Here is a 14,559-nt window from a genome sequence, read left to right on the forward strand (position 1 = left end):
TATTTGCTGTCTCCATCCGTAGCTTCCTGCGTCGCAACGGCTGGAGCAAGGCTGTTTTTGACGGATAATTTCGGCATTACAGATGCAGCACAGCCGCACCACCTGCTCAAAAGTATAACAAAGCCATAACGAAAGCGCCGCGTGTGCAGTCGTAGCTGATACCTACGGCTCTTCCTCGTCCAGAAAGGCCACGGGCAGCCCGAGGTCAGCGGCGCGTTCGGCCTCGGCCTCGATGGCCGCCCGCTCTTCCCGGGCCTTCCTTTCCGCCTCGGCCGCGCGCGCGGCCTCTTCGGCGTCCAGCTTTTCCCAGTGCCGGAGCAGGCGCGCGAGGGCCTGCGAGCCGTTGCGCTCGATGTTCAGCCAGCGCAGCTCGCCGTCATTCCACTCCAGTTCTTCAGAAAAGCGGATGCGCAGGGCCGCGGGCCCGTCGCGCCGGGGGAACACGCCGACCTTGCGCCCAAGAAAGGCCAGCGGCCTCGCCGGGCGCTCCGGCGTGAGCGGGGTGAAGGCCACGAGGTAGCGCTCCTGCGCGGCCATGAGCTTCTGCCGGATGGCCTCGCCGGCCAGAAGGCAGGCGCCGCTGACGGAAAGATTGAGCAGTTGCTGCTGCGCCTGCCCACCGGGCTCCAGTAGGCGCTCGAGGTCTGCCGGCCGGCGCGGGGGCGCCTCCACGAGCACGAGGCGCGCGCCCTCCACGCGGCCCGGGCCGCAGTTGATGCGGTCGTGCCGGCGGCGCCGGCGGATCTTCGAGGGCAGGGAGACGCGCAGCTCCAGCGCCATGGGCAGGTTGTTGCGGCCGAGGGCGCGGTCGAGGATGGTGGCGCGGCCCTCGTATTCCACGCGGATGACATCCCTGAGGCCCCGGGGCAGGTCCACCGCAAAGGCATAGGCGCAGGCCGGGTCGAGCGGGGCGCGGCTCCCGAAGGAGAAATCGTAGCCGTCGGCCCTGAAGCGCGCCACCTGCCCGCGCACGGCCGTGATGCCGCCGCGCAGGGTGACGTCGGCCTCGTTGGCGGCGTCGAGGCGCATGTGGCTTTTCAGGGTGACGGGCGCCCCCTGGGCCCGGGCGGCCTGGAAGATGCCCAGGATGTCGGGGTGCCAGAGATGATAGCTGTCGCGGGGGGGCATGGCTGGCGTGCGGAGGCGGCGCCCCTGGCGGGCGCCGCGCTCCCTTTTCTGCAACTTTCCTACTTGGCCACCGAGGGCAGCACCGCGCCGGCGTACTTCTCGCGCATGGCCTTGGCAATCTCGGGGCTGACCAGCACTTCATAGAGCGCCTGAAGCTCGGGGCGCGCGGTGTCCTTCTCGCGCACGGCGAGCACATTGGCGTAGGTGGAGGCGGCCATGGAGTCGGCGGCTTCCACGGCCAGCGCCTCGGCCACCTTGAGGCCGCCCAGGATGGCGTAGTTGCCGTTGATGACGGCCGCGTCCACGTCCGGCAGGGCGCGCACGAGCTGCGGGGCTTCGATCTCTTCGATCCTGAGCTTCTTGGGGTTCTCCACGATGTCGCGCGTCGTGGCGGTGAGGCCGGAGCCGGGGGCCAGCTTGATGAGACCTTCGTCCTGCAACAGCAGCAGGGCGCGGCCCTCGTTGGTGGCGTCATTGGGCACGGCGATGATGGCGCCGTCCTTGAGGGTCTTCAGGTCCTTGCTGCGGCCGGCGTAGATGCCGAAAGGCTCGTAGTGCACGGGCCCCATGGAGGCGAGCTTGACGCCCTTCTGGGCGACGAAATCGTCCAGATAGGGCTTGTGCTGGAAGTAGTTGGCGTCGAGATCGCCGCTGTCCAGCGCCACGTTGGGCTGCACATAGTCGGAATATTCCACGATCTTGAGCTCGATGCCCGCGGGCTTGAGCAGCTTGGCCGCCTCGGCGAGGATCTCGGCGTGCGGCGTGGGCGAGGCGCCCACGGTGAGTGTGGTGGCCGCGTGGGCCGCGCCGGCGAAGCAGAGGCTGGCGGCGAATGCCGCCGCAAGGAAGAGTTTGTTCATGCCTGCGATTCCTTCACGTTGAGGGTGATGCCGGGGGCGTGCGGACCGGGGCCCGCGCCGCCATTAGCCGCCGCGCCGGTCGGAACGGCGGGTGGCCCAGTTGCCGAAACTCTGGATGGCCTGCACGATGATGATAAGCAGCACCACCGTGATGATCATGATGTCGGTCTGGTAGCGGTTGTAGCCGTACATGATGGCGAGCTTGCCGAGGCCCCCGCCGCCCACGGCGCCGGCCATGGCCGAATAGCCGAGGATGGTGATGGCCGCCACGGCGCTGCCGTTGATGAGCGAGGGCAGCGCCTCGGGGATAAGCACCTTGGTGATGATCTGCCACACGGAGGCGCCCATGCTCTCCGCCGCCTCCACCACGCCGTGGTCCACCTCGAGCAGGGAGGACTCCACCAGGCGCGCCACGAAGGGCGCGGCCGCCAGCACCAGCGGCACGATGGTGGCGTTGTTGCCGATGGTGGTGCCCACGAGGAAGCGGGTGAAGGGGATGACCGCGATCATGAGGATAAGGAAGGGGAAGGAGCGCGTGAGGTTCACCACCACGTCGAGCACGTTGTAAAAGGCCGCGTGCGGCCGGATGCCGCCCTTGCGCGTGATGACGAGCGCCACGCCCATGACGATGCCGAACACATAGGAGAAGAAGGTCGCCACCACGGTCATGTAGATGGTGTCCCAGGTGCCGACGAGGAGCATCTCCAGCGTTTTTTCGTCAATCATGGGGCGCGTCCTCCAGTTTTTCCAGCGCGAGGTGGTGGTCCCTCGCCCAGTCCATGATGCGCTCGCGCGTGGCCTTGGCGTCCGGCAGCTGGAGCACCATCTGCCCCACGGCCGTGCCGCCGATGTCGCGCGTGTCCGCATACATGATGTTCACCGGTGAGCCGCAGTGGAGCACGAGGTTGGAGATGACCGGCTCGAACGAGGAGCGCCCGTTGAAGATGAGCCGGTAGAGGTTGTCGCACTTGTCGAGCGGCAGGTTCTGGAGCGCCTCGGGCAGCACGAGCTTGCGCGCGGCCTCGGTGCGTGGGTGGAAGAAGACCTCCTCCACCGGGCCCTGCTCCACGATGACGCCCTTGCTGATGATGGCCACATGGCTGCAGATCTGGTCGATGACGCGCATCTCGTGGGTGATGACCACGGCCGTGATGCCAAGCTGGGCGTTGATGTCCTTGATGAGCGCGAGGATGGAGTCGGTGGTGGCCGGGTCGAGCGCGGAGGTGGCCTCGTCGCAGAGCAGCACGCGCGGCCGGGTGGCCAGCGCGCGGGCGATGGCCACGCGCTGCTTTTGGCCGCCGGAAAGCTGGGAGGGATAGGCCTGCATGCGGGCGGAAAGGCCCACCATGTCGAGCAGCTCCTCGGCGCGGCGCCGCCCCTCGGCGCGGGACACGCCCGCGAGCTCCAGCGGGAAGCGCACGTTCTCGAGCGCCGTGCGCTGCATGAGCAGGTTGAACTGCTGGAAGATCATCCCCATGGAGCGCCGCGCCTCGCGTAAGCTCGCGCCCGAGAGCTCACAGAGGTCGCGCCCCTCGAACAGCACGCGCCCGGCCGTGGGCCGCTCGAGGAGGTTGATGCAGCGCACAAGGGTGGACTTGCCGGCGCCGCTCTTGCCGATGATGCCGAAAATCTCGCCCTTGCCGATGGAAAGGTCGATGCCGCGCAGGGCATAGACGGCCTCGCCGTGGCCGGGATACTTCTTTTCGAGGTGTTCTATCCTGATAATGGGCTTGATGCTGGGCTCGTCCGCCATGCCGCCTCCGGCGCGTTCGCCGGGTGCATCCCGGCACGCCAGCAGGCATAGCACGTTTCGGCGCAAAGGCAAAGCGGCGCCCCTTGCCAAGGGCCGGGCCGCTATGTAAAGTCTCGCCATGCCGGGCAAAGGGTGCCCGGGTGCGGATATGACGGGCTTTGCCCGGCAAAAGACGGAGAATATCATGGCCGACAACCATCATGAACATACGGTGGATGAACTGAGGCAGGAACTCAACGCCATGCGCGAGCAGATGGACAGCCTGCTCGAGACGCTGAAAGACAAAAAGGACGAGATTGGCGGCGAGCTTTCCTCGCGCCTCGCGCGGGAGCTTTCGCACTACCGCCACCTCGCGCAGGACCAGGCCCGCAAGCTCCAGGACGCCGGGAGCGCAGGCATGGACGAAGTGAGCGAACAGGTGCGCCGCAACCCCATGATGAGCCTGCTCATCGCCTTCGGCGCGGGCTGCGTCTTTTCCTGCCTGTTCAGGAACTTGAGGTAGCCCGCCGCGTGAAGGGCCTGGCGGAACTGGTCGTCAGCCTCTGCGACCTGTGCGAAGCCGAGGGGCGCCTCCTCGAGGCGGGCATCCTGCGCACCGTGCGCCGGGTGGGCCTGCTCTCTCTGGGGCTGCTCTTCGGCGCCGCCGCCCTTGCGCTGCTTTTGGCCGCGCTCTATGCCCTGCTGACCGCCCTTTTGCCCAGGCCCGCGGCCCTCGGGCTTCTTGGCGCCGCCAGCGCGGTCATCGCGGGCCTGTTCCTCTGGAGCGCGCGCGGCGGGGCTGCTCAGGACGCCGGGGAGACGAAGGCGGAGGAGGGGGCCGGCAAGCCCGGAGCGGAGGAGCCGGTCAAGCAGCCCAGGGAGGCGGAAACGGCCTGCGCCCCGAAGTCTGCAAGCGCGCCGACCCCGAAGCCCGCGGCCGGACAGCCGGCGGCCGAGAGCCATGCCCCTTGGGCGCACGCTGCCCCCTATGGGCATGGGGGCGCCACGGCCACCCGGGCCGAGTGCGGAAAACCCCACTCCCCGCAGCGGGGCGGCCGGATGCAGGAAAAGCGATGAAGGAAAAGCTCGGGGCCGCGGCGCAAAATGTCCGCGAGGCCAAGACGCGCTTTCTCCAGGCGGCGGCCTCCGTGGCGCCGCTCAACTATGTGCGCGCGCACCCTGTGAAGAGCCTGTCCTGCTCCTTTTTGCTCGGCCTCTCGCTGAGCGTTCTCAGGCGCGGCGCAGGCGGCCTCGCGCTCGTGCCGCTCGCGCTCCAGACCGTGGAACTTGCCGCGCGCCTGGGCTTCCTCGAGCTCCCCAAACGCAAGGACAACGCCGACACCTAGACCACATCACCTTACGCGCCCGTAGCTCAGTAGGATAGAGCAGGAGCCTTCTAAGCTCTTGGTCAGGGGTTCGACTCCCTTCGGGCGCGCCAATTATCCCAGGCGGTTACTGTGACGAGGTAGCCGCCTGTTGCTTTGGGCACATGACCTTGGGCACATTTCCGATTTCAGGAAGCGCCTCGACAGCGGCCCGTTTTTGCGTGTCCAGAACATACTGGTAGTGTGACAAGATCATGGTTGGCGAGCTATGCCCCATGAGCTTTGCCACCGTTCCAATGTCCACGCCGCCCGCAATAAGCTCCGTGGCAAACGCATGTCGGAGATCATACGGGCGTATCCGCCGATGGATGCCTGCCCGTTGGAGGGTACGACGCCAGGCCGTTTTGATAGAAGCAACCTTGCGCCCGTTGTAGTGGATTAGGTGGCTGATCCCGAGTCTTGCGTCGTCTGCCCGCCATGATTCAAAGAGCGGCAAGAGCCCCTTTCTGATTGGCACTTCGCGCCATGGGGCGGCGGCGTTCTTTTTTGCGCCATGAACGCGCAATACCTGTTGGAGCATATCCACGTCATCCCAAGTGAGGCGGAGCAATTCAGACGGCCCGACGCGGACGCCACATTGAGCGCCGAGAATGACCACCCTCACGATATGAGGTTCAGCAACACTGATGATTGCAGACAACTCCTCCGGGGAAGGAGGAATGAACTTTTCGTACAACGCTGGCGGTAGCTTGGGAAACCTGATGGGTTCGCACAACTCATGTTCAGCGCACCATCTCAGCACGGTACGCAAAACGGATAGCCTCCCCCGCACCGTGGCTGATTTTACGGGCCGTGCGCTCATGGTTGCCATGAGCGAAGATATTTTCGCAGCATCAATTTCTGAGAGAGCGAGCGCCCCATACAGCCGCAACGGCAGCCGCATAGCGCCCATTTGCCACGCGAGCCCTTCCCGGTCGAACTGCTTTTCCCTGAGATAGAGCAGATATGCTCCTTCCAAGGTTATCTCCCCTCCCCCTTGTTCTCCGGCTCCTTGCTCCTCCCGGAATGATTCCCTTTCAAAGCGAAGCCGATGCTTGACCAAAGAATCCTGCTTTTCCGCTTCTTGCTTGGTTTCAAAGCTGGCGCTCTCCCTGCGCCCGGTTATGGGGTTGTTCCAATAGACCTGCCAAGGACTGGCACGCCCTTTCCGTTCACGAATGGCCATGATGCCCTCCATCATGCGCCAATGTGCCCAGAAGGGATTTATTGGACGCTTGGCTTGTGTGTCAGCAGGTAAAGTTCATCCAACGTTACCCTTGACAGGAATCCGGCGGGGGCGCCGGCCACGGGTCGAAGGGGAGTCTTTGAGGTCTTTGGCGGGGGCTGCGCGCGCCTGTGCATTTCTTCGGCCACCGCCTGCACAGCGGATTCCAACCAACGGAGCCCGCGCCCACGGCCTGCGCCGAGATCGACCGGCTGAACGCCGTGATCCATGAGGATAGCGCGGGCAACATCGGGGGACGTGCCGAACACGGCGCCGATTTCCGATTTTCGCAAAAATCTTTCGGGCATTGTGGGCTACCTCAAATGAATAAGGGCGCCCGAGAGCGCCCCTTCGTTTTGTGCCCGAAGCAGCCGGGCACAATCTTCCCCCGAATACGCCACAAGGCATGAGGGCGCATTGGCCGTGCCTCCGCGTTCCCCTGTGACGCGGTGAAAGCGGAGCCGTCCACGGAAAAAGAAGATCGCGCGGGCCTTGGCCCATATCTCGGCGTGGAAGCCCACTGTCTCGGTGCGCGCAAATATCAGCGCGAGCCCGCTGCCATGCTCGGCCAGCCGGGCAAGCCAGTGGAAGGTCTCTCGCCCATAGGGAGGATTGAGCCAGACGCGGCCCTCCCAGGGCTGCGCCATGCCGTTGTCGATTTTGGTGTAGTGGCGCGCGGCCATATCCCAAGGGCGCACGATGGGCGCGGCGGGATCAAGATCAAATGGCCCAAGCGCCCGGAGTATTTCGGGCGGCGTGAGCCATTCATCGTTATTGTCCGTGTTGCTGTTGAAGTTGCGGGGCATTGTAATTACTAAATTATTTTCGGGGGGGGGGTATCTATCACTTTTGGCATTGCTCCTCCACGGCCTTGCGGGCGGCTTCGCGCCAGCAGGCGGCGCAGTCATGAGGGTGATTCTCGTTGTCGCAATCCGGGAGGCGCTCAGGGGGAATAGGGGGGCAGCCCTTGCACACATTATGCGCCAGCCAGTCCGCCTCTTTATTCAGCCGTTCCACCTCACCTTCCAAGCGCGCCACCTGAGCTTCCAGATCATCACGCTCAAGGCACAACTGTTCCACATAGGCGTCGCCTTCGCCTTTACGGCATTCCGTGGCCGCGAGGTCGTTCCGCAGGCGCAGGATTTCGTCAACGTGGGCCATGACCACATTCGGCGAGTTGGCCGCAATGTGGGCGCAGTTCCGGGAGCCCTCTACGGATATGCTGACCAGTATTGCATTCGGGGCAGACTGGCTCCAAATCTGGAAGGGGCCTGGGTAGGGGCCTCCATTATATATTTGGACGGCCCACGGCCCCGGCGTGGCCTTTTCGGCAATGGCCCGGTGTTTGAGAAGGGCCTCAGTGGAAAGGTCGATTTCTCTCGGCATTACTGTCTCCTACTTCTGGGTAGCTTCTGTAGCCTGTCAATTTCGGCGGCAATGAGGGCCCCCGCCTTCACGAGTTCCCAGATGCGATCCTGTGGTGTGGGCTTCCATGTTTCCCAAGACCAAGGCCAGAACGAGGGTATGGAATTGGGGATGTAGGCATACTCGATATTGCAGCGGAGTTCATTGGGAAAGGCATAACATGCCGCCGCTCTGGCAAGTTCCCCTTTTGAATGCCAGGTGGCATCGTGCTCAAGGGAATACTGTTCTTCATCAATCTGCCGTTGCCGCTCTTGGGCAATGAGTTCTGCGCCGGTCATTTTATGCCTCCTGCTTGGGGAACTCCCGCCACTCCCTGCCGTTCAACAGGGGCGGGGCCTTCTTCGTCCCGCCACACCCCTTGAAATAGAACGGGACGCCAGCATTCACGCACTGGTCGCGCAGACGCCGTACCCAATCCGGGTGCATTGGGCGCGCACCGGGGCCGGATTCGCCGCCGCAGATGACCCAATCGAGTCCCGGAAGGAAGCGGGTCAAATCCACGGGCCCAAGCATGGGCTCCACGCTCAAAAAGCGCTTTGCCGCCGGGGTATCAAGGAGGACGGGGATTTTATCAATCGCCTCCTGTTGATTGCAGACGGTCACCCCAAGCCAAACGTTTTTCGGGAGCGGTATTGCCTGTATGCGTTGCTTTGCAATGTGGGGCCGTTTTGTGAGAATCAGGAAGGTATGCTGCGGGTACACATACTGCATATAATCCACAAGATCATCTAAGGTAGATTCGGAGCTATTTTCATGGAAAATATCGGTCATCGAGCCAAGAAAAACGCGCTTTGGACCCTCTGGCAAAGTATCCAAGCAGCCCCATCCTTCATGGTTTATCTGTCCTGTCCACTTCCCGCAGGCATCGACCACACCAGCATACTTCTTCGCCGTCTTCGGATTCTTCGCCAGCCGGGCGGCGAACTTCTCGGCGTAGCAGTTCTCGCATCCGGGGCTGCATTTTGTGCAGCCCACTGTGGGGTTGATGGTGCAATCGCACCATCCTATGCTATTGCTCATGGCGTCTCTCCATCCAGTTTTCCGCCGTTGATGTACGCCTGCCAAAAGGCGTCAGCCGTGGGCCAAAAGCTCCGTTCCCGGTTCGGTTGCCACCATCGTTTGACGGCGTGTTCAAATACACGCCACATACCCGGCCAACGCTCCATGCTGGCGCGGAGGCGTTGGCGTGAGCCGAAGATGAAGGGGCACACCACGCAACCGATGCGGGCAAAGCCCTCGTCATAGAGCGAGGGATACGACAGTCGTTGCGAGTCAATAAATTCCCAGACGGCCCACTCCGGCCATAAGAAGATCGGCTTGAGTAGCACCTGGTTGCTCCGATAGTGGTCAATGCGCGGCCTGCTCGCGCGCCGTGCGCTTTCCTCGGCCCGGATGCCCATGAGCCGATATTTCATCGGCACGTCCTTGGACGGGGCCTTCTTCAGCAGGTCACAGCACCAGCGTTGCGTCCGCATGGGCGGCATCTTGCGCTGGATCAGCGCCCAAAAACTTGCTCTCGGATAGAGCCACGTCACCGCCGGGTATTCCCGCCGGATGAAGCGCATGACTTCCGGCGGGTCGATCCGGGTGCATGAGTAAAAGGCCCGATGCTTAACGCCCGCGAGGCGGCACAGCGCCAAGGTTGTGATGCTGTCCTTCCCGCCGCTGAAGCCGACAAAATACCCTTCCCCCGGCTCGTGCGCCCGCAGGAAGTCGATACTTTCCCGGATGTAATCCCCGAGGTCATAGCCAGGCAGGCTTGCTTGGCGGGTGGTGCCTATACGCATGGATAGCCCCTGCTCCCTTCACCAATTTTCCGGGTCGGCACAGTCTGCATCCCCGAAGCAGCACACGCCGCAAAGCTCGGTATGCTCAATGCTGCCGTCCGGGTTCACGATGTCCACAGTTGGCTTGCTGCCGCAGTCGGTACAGACGATTCCGTAATTGGGCTTGGCGGTGCTGATTTTTTCGCTCACAACGTACCTCGTGTATTCGTGCATAGAGCGGGGGCGCGGGTCGGATCTGAACCGACATTACACCTGGTTTTACGCGCGCAACCACCGTCTGGTCCGCACCCCCGCTCAATCCTCCCCGCGTCCGGGGACGCGGGAAGTCAGAGAGGAGGATCACAGCTTTTTGAATGTCGTGCAGCCGCATCCGGGGCATATTTTCTTGCGGGAGACGAGGCCGCACTTGGCGCACTCGCGGGGCGGCTTACCGTCTGAAAGGCGCTCGCCCTTACAGCTTGAGTAGATGCGCGCGAAGTTTTTTGATTTCCGTTTTCCGCGCCATTCGGGGCGCGCCGGGTTGTCGTAGTCCTTCACTGAATGGCTCCCGTGGCCGCGCCTGCGATTTTCCCGTCGGATTCCGGGGGCGTCTCGTCCTCGGGGGCGTTGGCATCGGCAGAATTGGCGGCAATGACCCAATAATCGTCAGCGTCCTCCGGCGCGCCCTGGTATTCGGGGTTGCGGCTGCACCCGCTGCACGGCGGCATCTTGACAGACATCGTGCGGTAGTTGCACGTCTTGCACTCGCGCCGGGCCGTCCAGTTGTCCGTTCCGCCCTCCACGGCCTGCGCGCAGGTGGCGCACTCCTCGGACTGCCCGGATTCCTTGTCGAAAAGATGGGCACAGTCAACGCAGGTGTGGCCCCATGTCATGGGCGTGGCGGTGGGGATGTCGTGACGCTTGCGGGGATCCTCGCCGAGCGGTGCGGCGCCGCCCGGCGCGCTCGTGAACAGGGTGGGATGCTTTTCCTCGGCGGTCATGGGGCGGCGGAAAAGCTCCACGCCATCGTCGCAGGCGACGAACACAAGTTCCTCCGTGTTCCAGTCCTGGAGTACGTCACATTCCACCAGCACCGGCTCGGATTTCCCATCGCGGAAGGCTTTGGCGGCATCGGAGAGGATCGTCTGCTGCAACTCGATCTTGGCCTTGAATTCTTTGCGGATGCCCGCAAGCTCGTCCTCAAAATCGTCAATCTGCTGTTGAGCCTCGGCCATGCGGTTGCCGAGTTCCAGCTTTTCCTCGTCGCCCAGGGGGAAGCTCCGCTCGAATTTGTCCTTGCGGAGCCATGTCACGCCCTTGTCGGCGTGGGGGGCGTCCGGGCCCACAAGGCCAGCGGCCATAGCGGCCAGAAGGTTGACGTGGCAAAGCAGGGTGTCGCCCTCGCTGATGCTCTCGGCGTCGTGGGTGAAGTCCGCCATACTGAGTTCGCAGGGCTCGCCGCCTTCGACCTTGACGGTGGCGCTTTCCCCGTCCTCGGAGAAGGCAATGATGGTGAGCGTGATGTCCACGGTGCGGTCGGCATCGAGGACGAGGTTGTTGCTTCCTTCAGGGAAGGCATCGGGGGCGTCCTCCTCCCCCGGCTCCGAGGTGGCCGAGGCGCCGCGCTGTGCCCGCTGCGCGTATGCGCCGCCGTCACCGTCGGAAAGCCCTTTTTCCTTGGCGAGCCAGTCGGGGACGCTCACCGTAACCACGTCCCCGCGCTCGCCGTCGTAGCTGATCTGGCTCTTGGGCAGCCAGTATTCGTCATCGTCGATAATGAGCAGGATCGCGTCCTCGGTCTCCTGCACGAGCTCGCCCTTGATCTCCCACATTTCGGGGTTGGGATAGGGCAAGGCTTCTGCTTTTTTCCGGGCCATGATGCCTCCTTATTGCTTCCGCACGGCAAATTCCGTGCAGAGGTTCTTGAGTTTGTTGAGGGCGAACCTTACGGCGCCCTCGTTTTCGGCGCTGAACCGCAGGATGATGGAAAGGGAAGTTTCCGGGGCGGCTTGGGCCGTCTGGGCGCTCGGCGTTGCGGCGGGAGCTTGGCGCGCCGCCTGGGCATTGGCAGCCGCTTGGGCGGCCTGCATGATGCCCATGGTTACGTCGGTGAGCGGGGTTTCAAGATTGAGGTTCCCCTGCGACATGAACTGCGCCACGGTGAGGGCCGTGCCATATTCGGCATTGGCAGCTTTCACGGCCTGCTCAATGGCGGACGCCCGCTCCGTGCGGGCCTGTTCCGCCTGCTTGCGGGCCGCTTCAGACTGGATGCGCTGCTCAATGATGTCGCGAACGGCCTCCCGGACGGCCTTGAGCGTGGTTGACTTGTTCAGCCAGCTTTCCTGTATGGGGATGGGGAAAGGGGCAACGCGCGCGGAGGCGGCTTGCAGTTCCTCGTCAATGATTGGCTGCACCTTCCCGCGCTTTTCCTCGCGCTCCTTCTCCGTGAAGGCTTTTACCTGTGCGCCGAGGGCGGCATAGGTTCGGTCGAAAATGGCGCAAATCTTTTTGACCTGCGCCTCAAATTCCTTCACAGGGGCCTCAATCTGCCTCTTCGCCTCCTTTCGCGCATTATCGAGGCGTATCTTGAGGGCGTTGATCTCGGCCATTTCCTTTTTGATGCCCTTGACCTGATCCTCGGACACAATAAGGCCCTCATACTTCGACATGAGGGCCTTGGCTTGCTCCTCAAGCCCGGCATAATTGAAGCTGATTGCGGGCGCTCGCGTCCGCATGTCGAACGCCTCGTCGGTCATGGGGACTTTTTCCAGTGCAAGGACATTTTCCTGCGTCACGTCCATCAGAAACCTCCATCCCATTCAGGGCAGCCCGGCCTATCCTTGCAGTTCATGCACACGCTCTCGTCAACAATGCGCGTGGAGCCGTCCTTGTTCGGGCGCGGACACTGGAAGGTCGGCATTTCCTGGGGAGCTTGCGGCGTCGGGGCCGCTTCCGGCGTGGGCGTTGCAGACAGGGCGGCCTGCTGCGCCTGCTGGTGTGGTGTGTCATTCCCCGCCTGCTTCGGCGCGGCTTCGGGCTCGGCGCGCTGCTCTGGCGACGCCTTCACGGCTTCCGTGGGGGCCTCCACTTCAGCCGGGGTTTCCGCCACCGTTGCGGCCTCGCCAAGAGGTGCCCGCAGTTCATCAAGCTCCATCGTGAACCCACCGTGCTCAGTGGGTTCCAAGGTGATGGTGGCATCCCTGACTTCTTCCGCCGTTTGCAGTCCCATGAAAAGCTCTGGGGCATACAGGCGTCCAAAAAAGGATGCGGCGCGGTATCGGAGCATCACGTCAGGCATTGTCTGCCATTTGGAACCGTTTTTGCCGTACCATCCTTCGGCAACCGCCATTTCCATGGTTATTTCGGGGCCCGTGAGCTTTTCACCGGTAGCCTTTTCGATTGCCCACGCGGTGCACGATTTGGCCCGAATGATCGCTTTATGCTCAACTTCTTTGCGCTGTCGATTACCTTGGGGGCCGGACCATTCCTGTGTTTTCCAAGTGATCTGTTTTTCGCCATTGTCCTCGCAGGTGAATCGAAGCGGGCTGAACTTGCCGCAGGCGTTGATGGCAGCAATGATAAACTGACTCGACCAGCCGGGCCTGCCCTCCACGATGTAGAGGTTCTGCATGATCATCAAAGGATCAGCGCCTATGCGCTGGGCCATGTTCAGCGCAAGGACGCAGTTCGACAGCGCATTGGGGTTTTTGACCATTTCTTTTCCACCCCTGCTGTCCTTTTTCTCGTATTCTTCCCGATACTGTGGGGGGACGAGGGTGCTACGGGAAAGCATGGTTGCGGCTCGCTGCATGAGAGTGAAGCCACCAGCGGAAAAGAAGCTCATGGGGGTATCGGGGGGCAGGTCTTTTGTTGCCGCTTTCAGAGCCGCAAGGCTGGTAGCATTGCCACTGGGCGATGGCGCATTTGGGATCAGGCTCATTACTTCCTCCACCGGCATCCGGCATGGGCCGGGCAGTATTTGGGGTTGCAGAGTTGGGAGCGGGGATTGCCGTAAAAGTTGCCGCTGTGCAGCATGGTTGCGGCATGGCGCAGCAGGCCGGGGCTCTCACCATCGTCCAGAAGGATGTCGCGCGCGGCCGGGATTGTGCCGACGCCCACGCGACGCCCTTTGTCCGTCTTGGCGACTTGCAGCCCGATGATCTGGGCCGGGGCGTCAATGGGGTGTTCAAGGGCGTGGGATGCCAAGACCTCATACACGGCTATCTGCGCGGCATGGCCCTGGGTCTTGACCGTGCCGTCAGCGGCCACGGCGGTCTTGCCCGTCTTGATGTCCACAATTCCGAATCCGTCATCGGTTGCGCGCACTCGGTCAACGGTGCCCGTGAGGGTGAGGCCGATGTCGGTTAAAGTGAGGTTTTCGCAGAGGGCTTCCACGGCCACATACTCTTGGCGGGGCGCTATCTCCCGGCAGTAGAGGCCGTGCAGCGGGAGGGCCATGCGCTCCACCTCGGCGGCGGAAGTGTCCTCCCAGTCCACATCCTCACGCGGATGCTGCAAAGCATCCACAACGGCCCCTGCGGTCTCGTCTGCGGTGAGGGGATTGCCGTCCAGGCGGCTCTGGTCATAGAGCGCCGTGCCCGCATGGACGGCCGTGCCAAGCTGCGCCGCTGCCGAGCGCGGCAGGCGCAGGTTGCGGATGTGCTTCGCCTCCCAGCGGGCCGGGCAGTCAAAAAGCTCTCCCAGGGAGGATGCACGGATGGGGATGGGGGTCATCATTGGAGCCTCCTGCTGGCCGGAATAAAAAGCGCGTCATAGAGGCGCGTCTTGCCGAGGGCGCGGAGCCATTCAAGGAACTCCGCGCGGGGCATAATGATGGTGGCTTCGCGCCCTGTGGCGCGGTCACGGGCTATGAACACGAACATGGGGCCTCCATGAGCGCGTCATCGCGCCGCTGCTCGTAAAGGGTGTCGCAGAGGGAGTCGCGCCCGCTGTCGTCCAATGCTTCGCAGTCCTCGGCTTCCAGCGGGCACAGTACGCGGCGCGGCTTGCGGCACTCGCCGAAGGAGTCCTCATAGTAGCAGGTGCCGGTGTAGCACAT

21 protein-coding genes and 1 tRNA gene are annotated in these 14,559 nt (G+C 63.2%); 4 read left to right on the top strand and 18 right to left on the bottom strand.

All coding sequences use genetic code 11. The features are described 5' to 3' along the window. Positions 1 to 162 precede the first annotated feature (162 nt). The 4 genes from G7Y54_RS08250 to G7Y54_RS08265 form a co-directional block, all read right to left on the bottom strand. Entirely contained in the window at positions 163 to 1,128 is a 966-nt protein-coding gene (locus G7Y54_RS08250) for a hypothetical protein (RefSeq protein WP_165078841.1), read from the bottom strand. A 59-nt stretch (positions 1,129 to 1,187) separates the two neighbouring features. Next, positions 1,188 to 1,988, bottom strand: coding sequence for a MetQ/NlpA family ABC transporter substrate-binding protein (locus G7Y54_RS08255; protein WP_165078842.1), 801 nt, complete (start codon positions 1,986 to 1,988; stop codon positions 1,188 to 1,190). Between the two features lie 63 nt (positions 1,989 to 2,051). Beyond that, the gene (locus G7Y54_RS08260) at positions 2,052 to 2,714 is read right to left on the bottom strand and encodes a methionine ABC transporter permease (RefSeq protein ID WP_165078843.1); all 663 of its coding nucleotides are present in this window, start codon (positions 2,712 to 2,714) and stop codon (positions 2,052 to 2,054) included. After that, positions 2,707 to 3,741, bottom strand: a complete 1,035-nt coding sequence (locus G7Y54_RS08265) for an ATP-binding cassette domain-containing protein (protein ID WP_165078844.1) — start codon at positions 3,739 to 3,741, stop codon at positions 2,707 to 2,709. Before G7Y54_RS08265 ends, G7Y54_RS08260 begins: the two co-directional genes overlap by 8 nt. Positions 3,742 to 3,925: 184 nt before the next feature. Here G7Y54_RS08265 and G7Y54_RS08270 point away from each other — a divergent pair, with 184 nt between their 5' ends. The 4 genes from G7Y54_RS08270 to G7Y54_RS08285 all read left to right on the top strand — a co-directional run bounded on the left by G7Y54_RS08270 (position 3,926) and on the right by G7Y54_RS08285 (position 5,158). Beyond that, the gene (locus tag G7Y54_RS08270; RefSeq protein ID WP_165078845.1) at positions 3,926 to 4,243 is read left to right on the top strand and encodes a DUF883 family protein; all 318 of its coding nucleotides are present in this window, start codon (positions 3,926 to 3,928) and stop codon (positions 4,241 to 4,243) included. 8 nt (positions 4,244 to 4,251) lie between these two features. Further along, on the top strand, positions 4,252 to 4,797 hold the full coding sequence (locus G7Y54_RS12505) for a hypothetical protein (RefSeq protein WP_206214930.1): 546 nt from the start codon (positions 4,252 to 4,254) through the stop codon (positions 4,795 to 4,797). Beyond that, complete coding sequence (locus tag G7Y54_RS08280) at positions 4,794 to 5,066, top strand: hypothetical protein (protein WP_165078846.1); 273 nt, start codon at positions 4,794 to 4,796, stop codon at positions 5,064 to 5,066. The genes G7Y54_RS12505 and G7Y54_RS08280 overlap by 4 nt, the downstream gene beginning before the upstream one ends. A gap of 15 nt (positions 5,067 to 5,081) precedes the next feature. Continuing rightward, positions 5,082 to 5,158: transfer RNA gene (locus G7Y54_RS08285), tRNA-Arg, on the top strand. 14 nt (positions 5,159 to 5,172) lie between these two features. On the opposite strand, the gene G7Y54_RS08290 is transcribed toward G7Y54_RS08285, so the two are convergent. The 14 genes from G7Y54_RS08290 to G7Y54_RS08355 form a co-directional block, all read right to left on the bottom strand. Then, a complete protein-coding gene (locus G7Y54_RS08290) occupies positions 5,173 to 6,270 on the bottom strand; it encodes a site-specific integrase (protein WP_165078847.1) in 1,098 nt (365 codons plus the stop codon). 353 nt (positions 6,271 to 6,623) lie between these two features. After that, complete coding sequence (locus tag G7Y54_RS08295; RefSeq protein ID WP_165078848.1) at positions 6,624 to 7,115, bottom strand: DNA N-6-adenine-methyltransferase; 492 nt, start codon at positions 7,113 to 7,115, stop codon at positions 6,624 to 6,626. Positions 7,116 to 7,152: 37 nt separating this feature from the next. Continuing rightward, on the bottom strand, positions 7,153 to 7,470 hold the full coding sequence (locus G7Y54_RS08300; RefSeq protein WP_165078849.1) for a hypothetical protein: 318 nt from the start codon (positions 7,468 to 7,470) through the stop codon (positions 7,153 to 7,155). Positions 7,471 to 7,694: 224 nt separating this feature from the next. Then, the gene (locus G7Y54_RS08305; RefSeq protein ID WP_165078850.1) at positions 7,695 to 8,012 is read right to left on the bottom strand and encodes a hypothetical protein; all 318 of its coding nucleotides are present in this window, start codon (positions 8,010 to 8,012) and stop codon (positions 7,695 to 7,697) included. Between the two features lies 1 nt (position 8,013). Then, the gene (locus G7Y54_RS08310; RefSeq protein WP_165078851.1) at positions 8,014 to 8,754 is read right to left on the bottom strand and encodes a phage Gp37/Gp68 family protein; all 741 of its coding nucleotides are present in this window, start codon (positions 8,752 to 8,754) and stop codon (positions 8,014 to 8,016) included. Beyond that, positions 8,751 to 9,521 carry a phosphoadenosine phosphosulfate reductase family protein gene (locus G7Y54_RS08315; protein ID WP_165078852.1) on the bottom strand — a complete coding sequence of 257 codons (771 nt, stop codon included), beginning with the start codon at positions 9,519 to 9,521 and terminating at the stop codon, positions 8,751 to 8,753. Before G7Y54_RS08315 ends, G7Y54_RS08310 begins: the two co-directional genes overlap by 4 nt. A gap of 18 nt (positions 9,522 to 9,539) precedes the next feature. After that, a complete protein-coding gene (locus G7Y54_RS08320) occupies positions 9,540 to 9,710 on the bottom strand; it encodes a hypothetical protein (RefSeq protein ID WP_165078853.1) in 171 nt (56 codons plus the stop codon). 150 nt (positions 9,711 to 9,860) lie between these two features. Further along, on the bottom strand, positions 9,861 to 10,058 hold the full coding sequence (locus G7Y54_RS08325; RefSeq protein ID WP_165078854.1) for a hypothetical protein: 198 nt from the start codon (positions 10,056 to 10,058) through the stop codon (positions 9,861 to 9,863). Beyond that, positions 10,055 to 11,377, bottom strand: a complete 1,323-nt coding sequence (locus G7Y54_RS08330) for a hypothetical protein (protein ID WP_165078855.1) — start codon at positions 11,375 to 11,377, stop codon at positions 10,055 to 10,057. Before G7Y54_RS08330 ends, G7Y54_RS08325 begins: the two co-directional genes overlap by 4 nt. A 9-nt stretch (positions 11,378 to 11,386) precedes the next feature. Next, positions 11,387 to 12,301 carry a DUF1351 domain-containing protein gene (locus G7Y54_RS08335; RefSeq protein WP_165078856.1) on the bottom strand — a complete coding sequence of 305 codons (915 nt, stop codon included), beginning with the start codon at positions 12,299 to 12,301 and terminating at the stop codon, positions 11,387 to 11,389. Next, positions 12,301 to 13,440, bottom strand: coding sequence for a hypothetical protein (locus tag G7Y54_RS08340; RefSeq protein WP_165078857.1), 1,140 nt, complete (start codon positions 13,438 to 13,440; stop codon positions 12,301 to 12,303). Before G7Y54_RS08340 ends, G7Y54_RS08335 begins: the two co-directional genes overlap by 1 nt. Then, positions 13,440 to 14,237 carry a PD-(D/E)XK nuclease family protein gene (locus tag G7Y54_RS08345; protein ID WP_165078858.1) on the bottom strand — a complete coding sequence of 266 codons (798 nt, stop codon included), beginning with the start codon at positions 14,235 to 14,237 and terminating at the stop codon, positions 13,440 to 13,442. The genes G7Y54_RS08340 and G7Y54_RS08345 overlap by 1 nt, the downstream gene beginning before the upstream one ends. Then, positions 14,234 to 14,383 (bottom strand): hypothetical protein, encoded by a 150-nt coding sequence (locus G7Y54_RS08350; RefSeq protein ID WP_165078859.1) that lies wholly within the window; start codon positions 14,381 to 14,383, stop codon positions 14,234 to 14,236. Before G7Y54_RS08350 ends, G7Y54_RS08345 begins: the two co-directional genes overlap by 4 nt. Continuing rightward, the gene (locus G7Y54_RS08355) at positions 14,368 to 14,559 is read right to left on the bottom strand and encodes a hypothetical protein (RefSeq protein WP_165078860.1); all 192 of its coding nucleotides are present in this window, start codon (positions 14,557 to 14,559) and stop codon (positions 14,368 to 14,370) included. The genes G7Y54_RS08350 and G7Y54_RS08355 overlap by 16 nt, the downstream gene beginning before the upstream one ends.

The sequence above is a fragment of the Desulfovibrio sp. ZJ746 genome (assembly GCF_011039155.1).
GTDB lineage: Bacteria > Desulfobacterota > Desulfovibrionia > Desulfovibrionales > Desulfovibrionaceae > Desulfovibrio.

Bases quoted from the DNA above. Each gene is read 5' to 3' on its own strand.
- G7Y54_RS08290 (WP_165078847.1), bottom strand. From the start codon at position 6,270: ATGGCCATTCGTGAACGGAAAGGGCGTGCCAGTCCTTGGCAGGTCTAT.
- G7Y54_RS08350 (WP_165078859.1), bottom strand. From the start codon at position 14,383: ATGTTCGTGTTCATAGCCCGTGACCGCGCCACAGGGCGCGAAGCCACC.
- G7Y54_RS08330 (WP_165078855.1), bottom strand. From the start codon at position 11,377: ATGGCCCGGAAAAAAGCAGAAGCCTTGCCCTATCCCAACCCCGAAATG.
- G7Y54_RS08310 (WP_165078851.1), bottom strand. From the start codon at position 8,754: ATGAGCAATAGCATAGGATGGTGCGATTGCACCATCAACCCCACAGTG.
- G7Y54_RS08345 (WP_165078858.1), bottom strand. From the start codon at position 14,237: ATGATGACCCCCATCCCCATCCGTGCATCCTCCCTGGGAGAGCTTTTT.
- G7Y54_RS08305 (WP_165078850.1), bottom strand. From the start codon at position 8,012: ATGACCGGCGCAGAACTCATTGCCCAAGAGCGGCAACGGCAGATTGAT.
- G7Y54_RS08255 (WP_165078842.1), bottom strand. From the start codon at position 1,988: ATGAACAAACTCTTCCTTGCGGCGGCATTCGCCGCCAGCCTCTGCTTC.
- G7Y54_RS08270 (WP_165078845.1), top strand. From the start codon at position 3,926: ATGGCCGACAACCATCATGAACATACGGTGGATGAACTGAGGCAGGAA.
- G7Y54_RS08260 (WP_165078843.1), bottom strand. From the start codon at position 2,714: ATGATTGACGAAAAAACGCTGGAGATGCTCCTCGTCGGCACCTGGGAC.
- G7Y54_RS08355 (WP_165078860.1), bottom strand. From the start codon at position 14,559: ATGTGCTACACCGGCACCTGCTACTATGAGGACTCCTTCGGCGAGTGC.
- G7Y54_RS08265 (WP_165078844.1), bottom strand. From the start codon at position 3,741: ATGGCGGACGAGCCCAGCATCAAGCCCATTATCAGGATAGAACACCTC.
- G7Y54_RS08250 (WP_165078841.1), bottom strand. From the start codon at position 1,128: ATGCCCCCCCGCGACAGCTATCATCTCTGGCACCCCGACATCCTGGGC.
- G7Y54_RS08280 (WP_165078846.1), top strand. From the start codon at position 4,794: ATGAAGGAAAAGCTCGGGGCCGCGGCGCAAAATGTCCGCGAGGCCAAG.
- G7Y54_RS08335 (WP_165078856.1), bottom strand. From the start codon at position 12,301: ATGGACGTGACGCAGGAAAATGTCCTTGCACTGGAAAAAGTCCCCATG.
- G7Y54_RS08295 (WP_165078848.1), bottom strand. From the start codon at position 7,115: ATGCCCCGCAACTTCAACAGCAACACGGACAATAACGATGAATGGCTC.
- G7Y54_RS08315 (WP_165078852.1), bottom strand. From the start codon at position 9,521: ATGCGTATAGGCACCACCCGCCAAGCAAGCCTGCCTGGCTATGACCTC.
- G7Y54_RS08300 (WP_165078849.1), bottom strand. From the start codon at position 7,470: ATGGCCCACGTTGACGAAATCCTGCGCCTGCGGAACGACCTCGCGGCC.
- G7Y54_RS08340 (WP_165078857.1), bottom strand. From the start codon at position 13,440: ATGAGCCTGATCCCAAATGCGCCATCGCCCAGTGGCAATGCTACCAGC.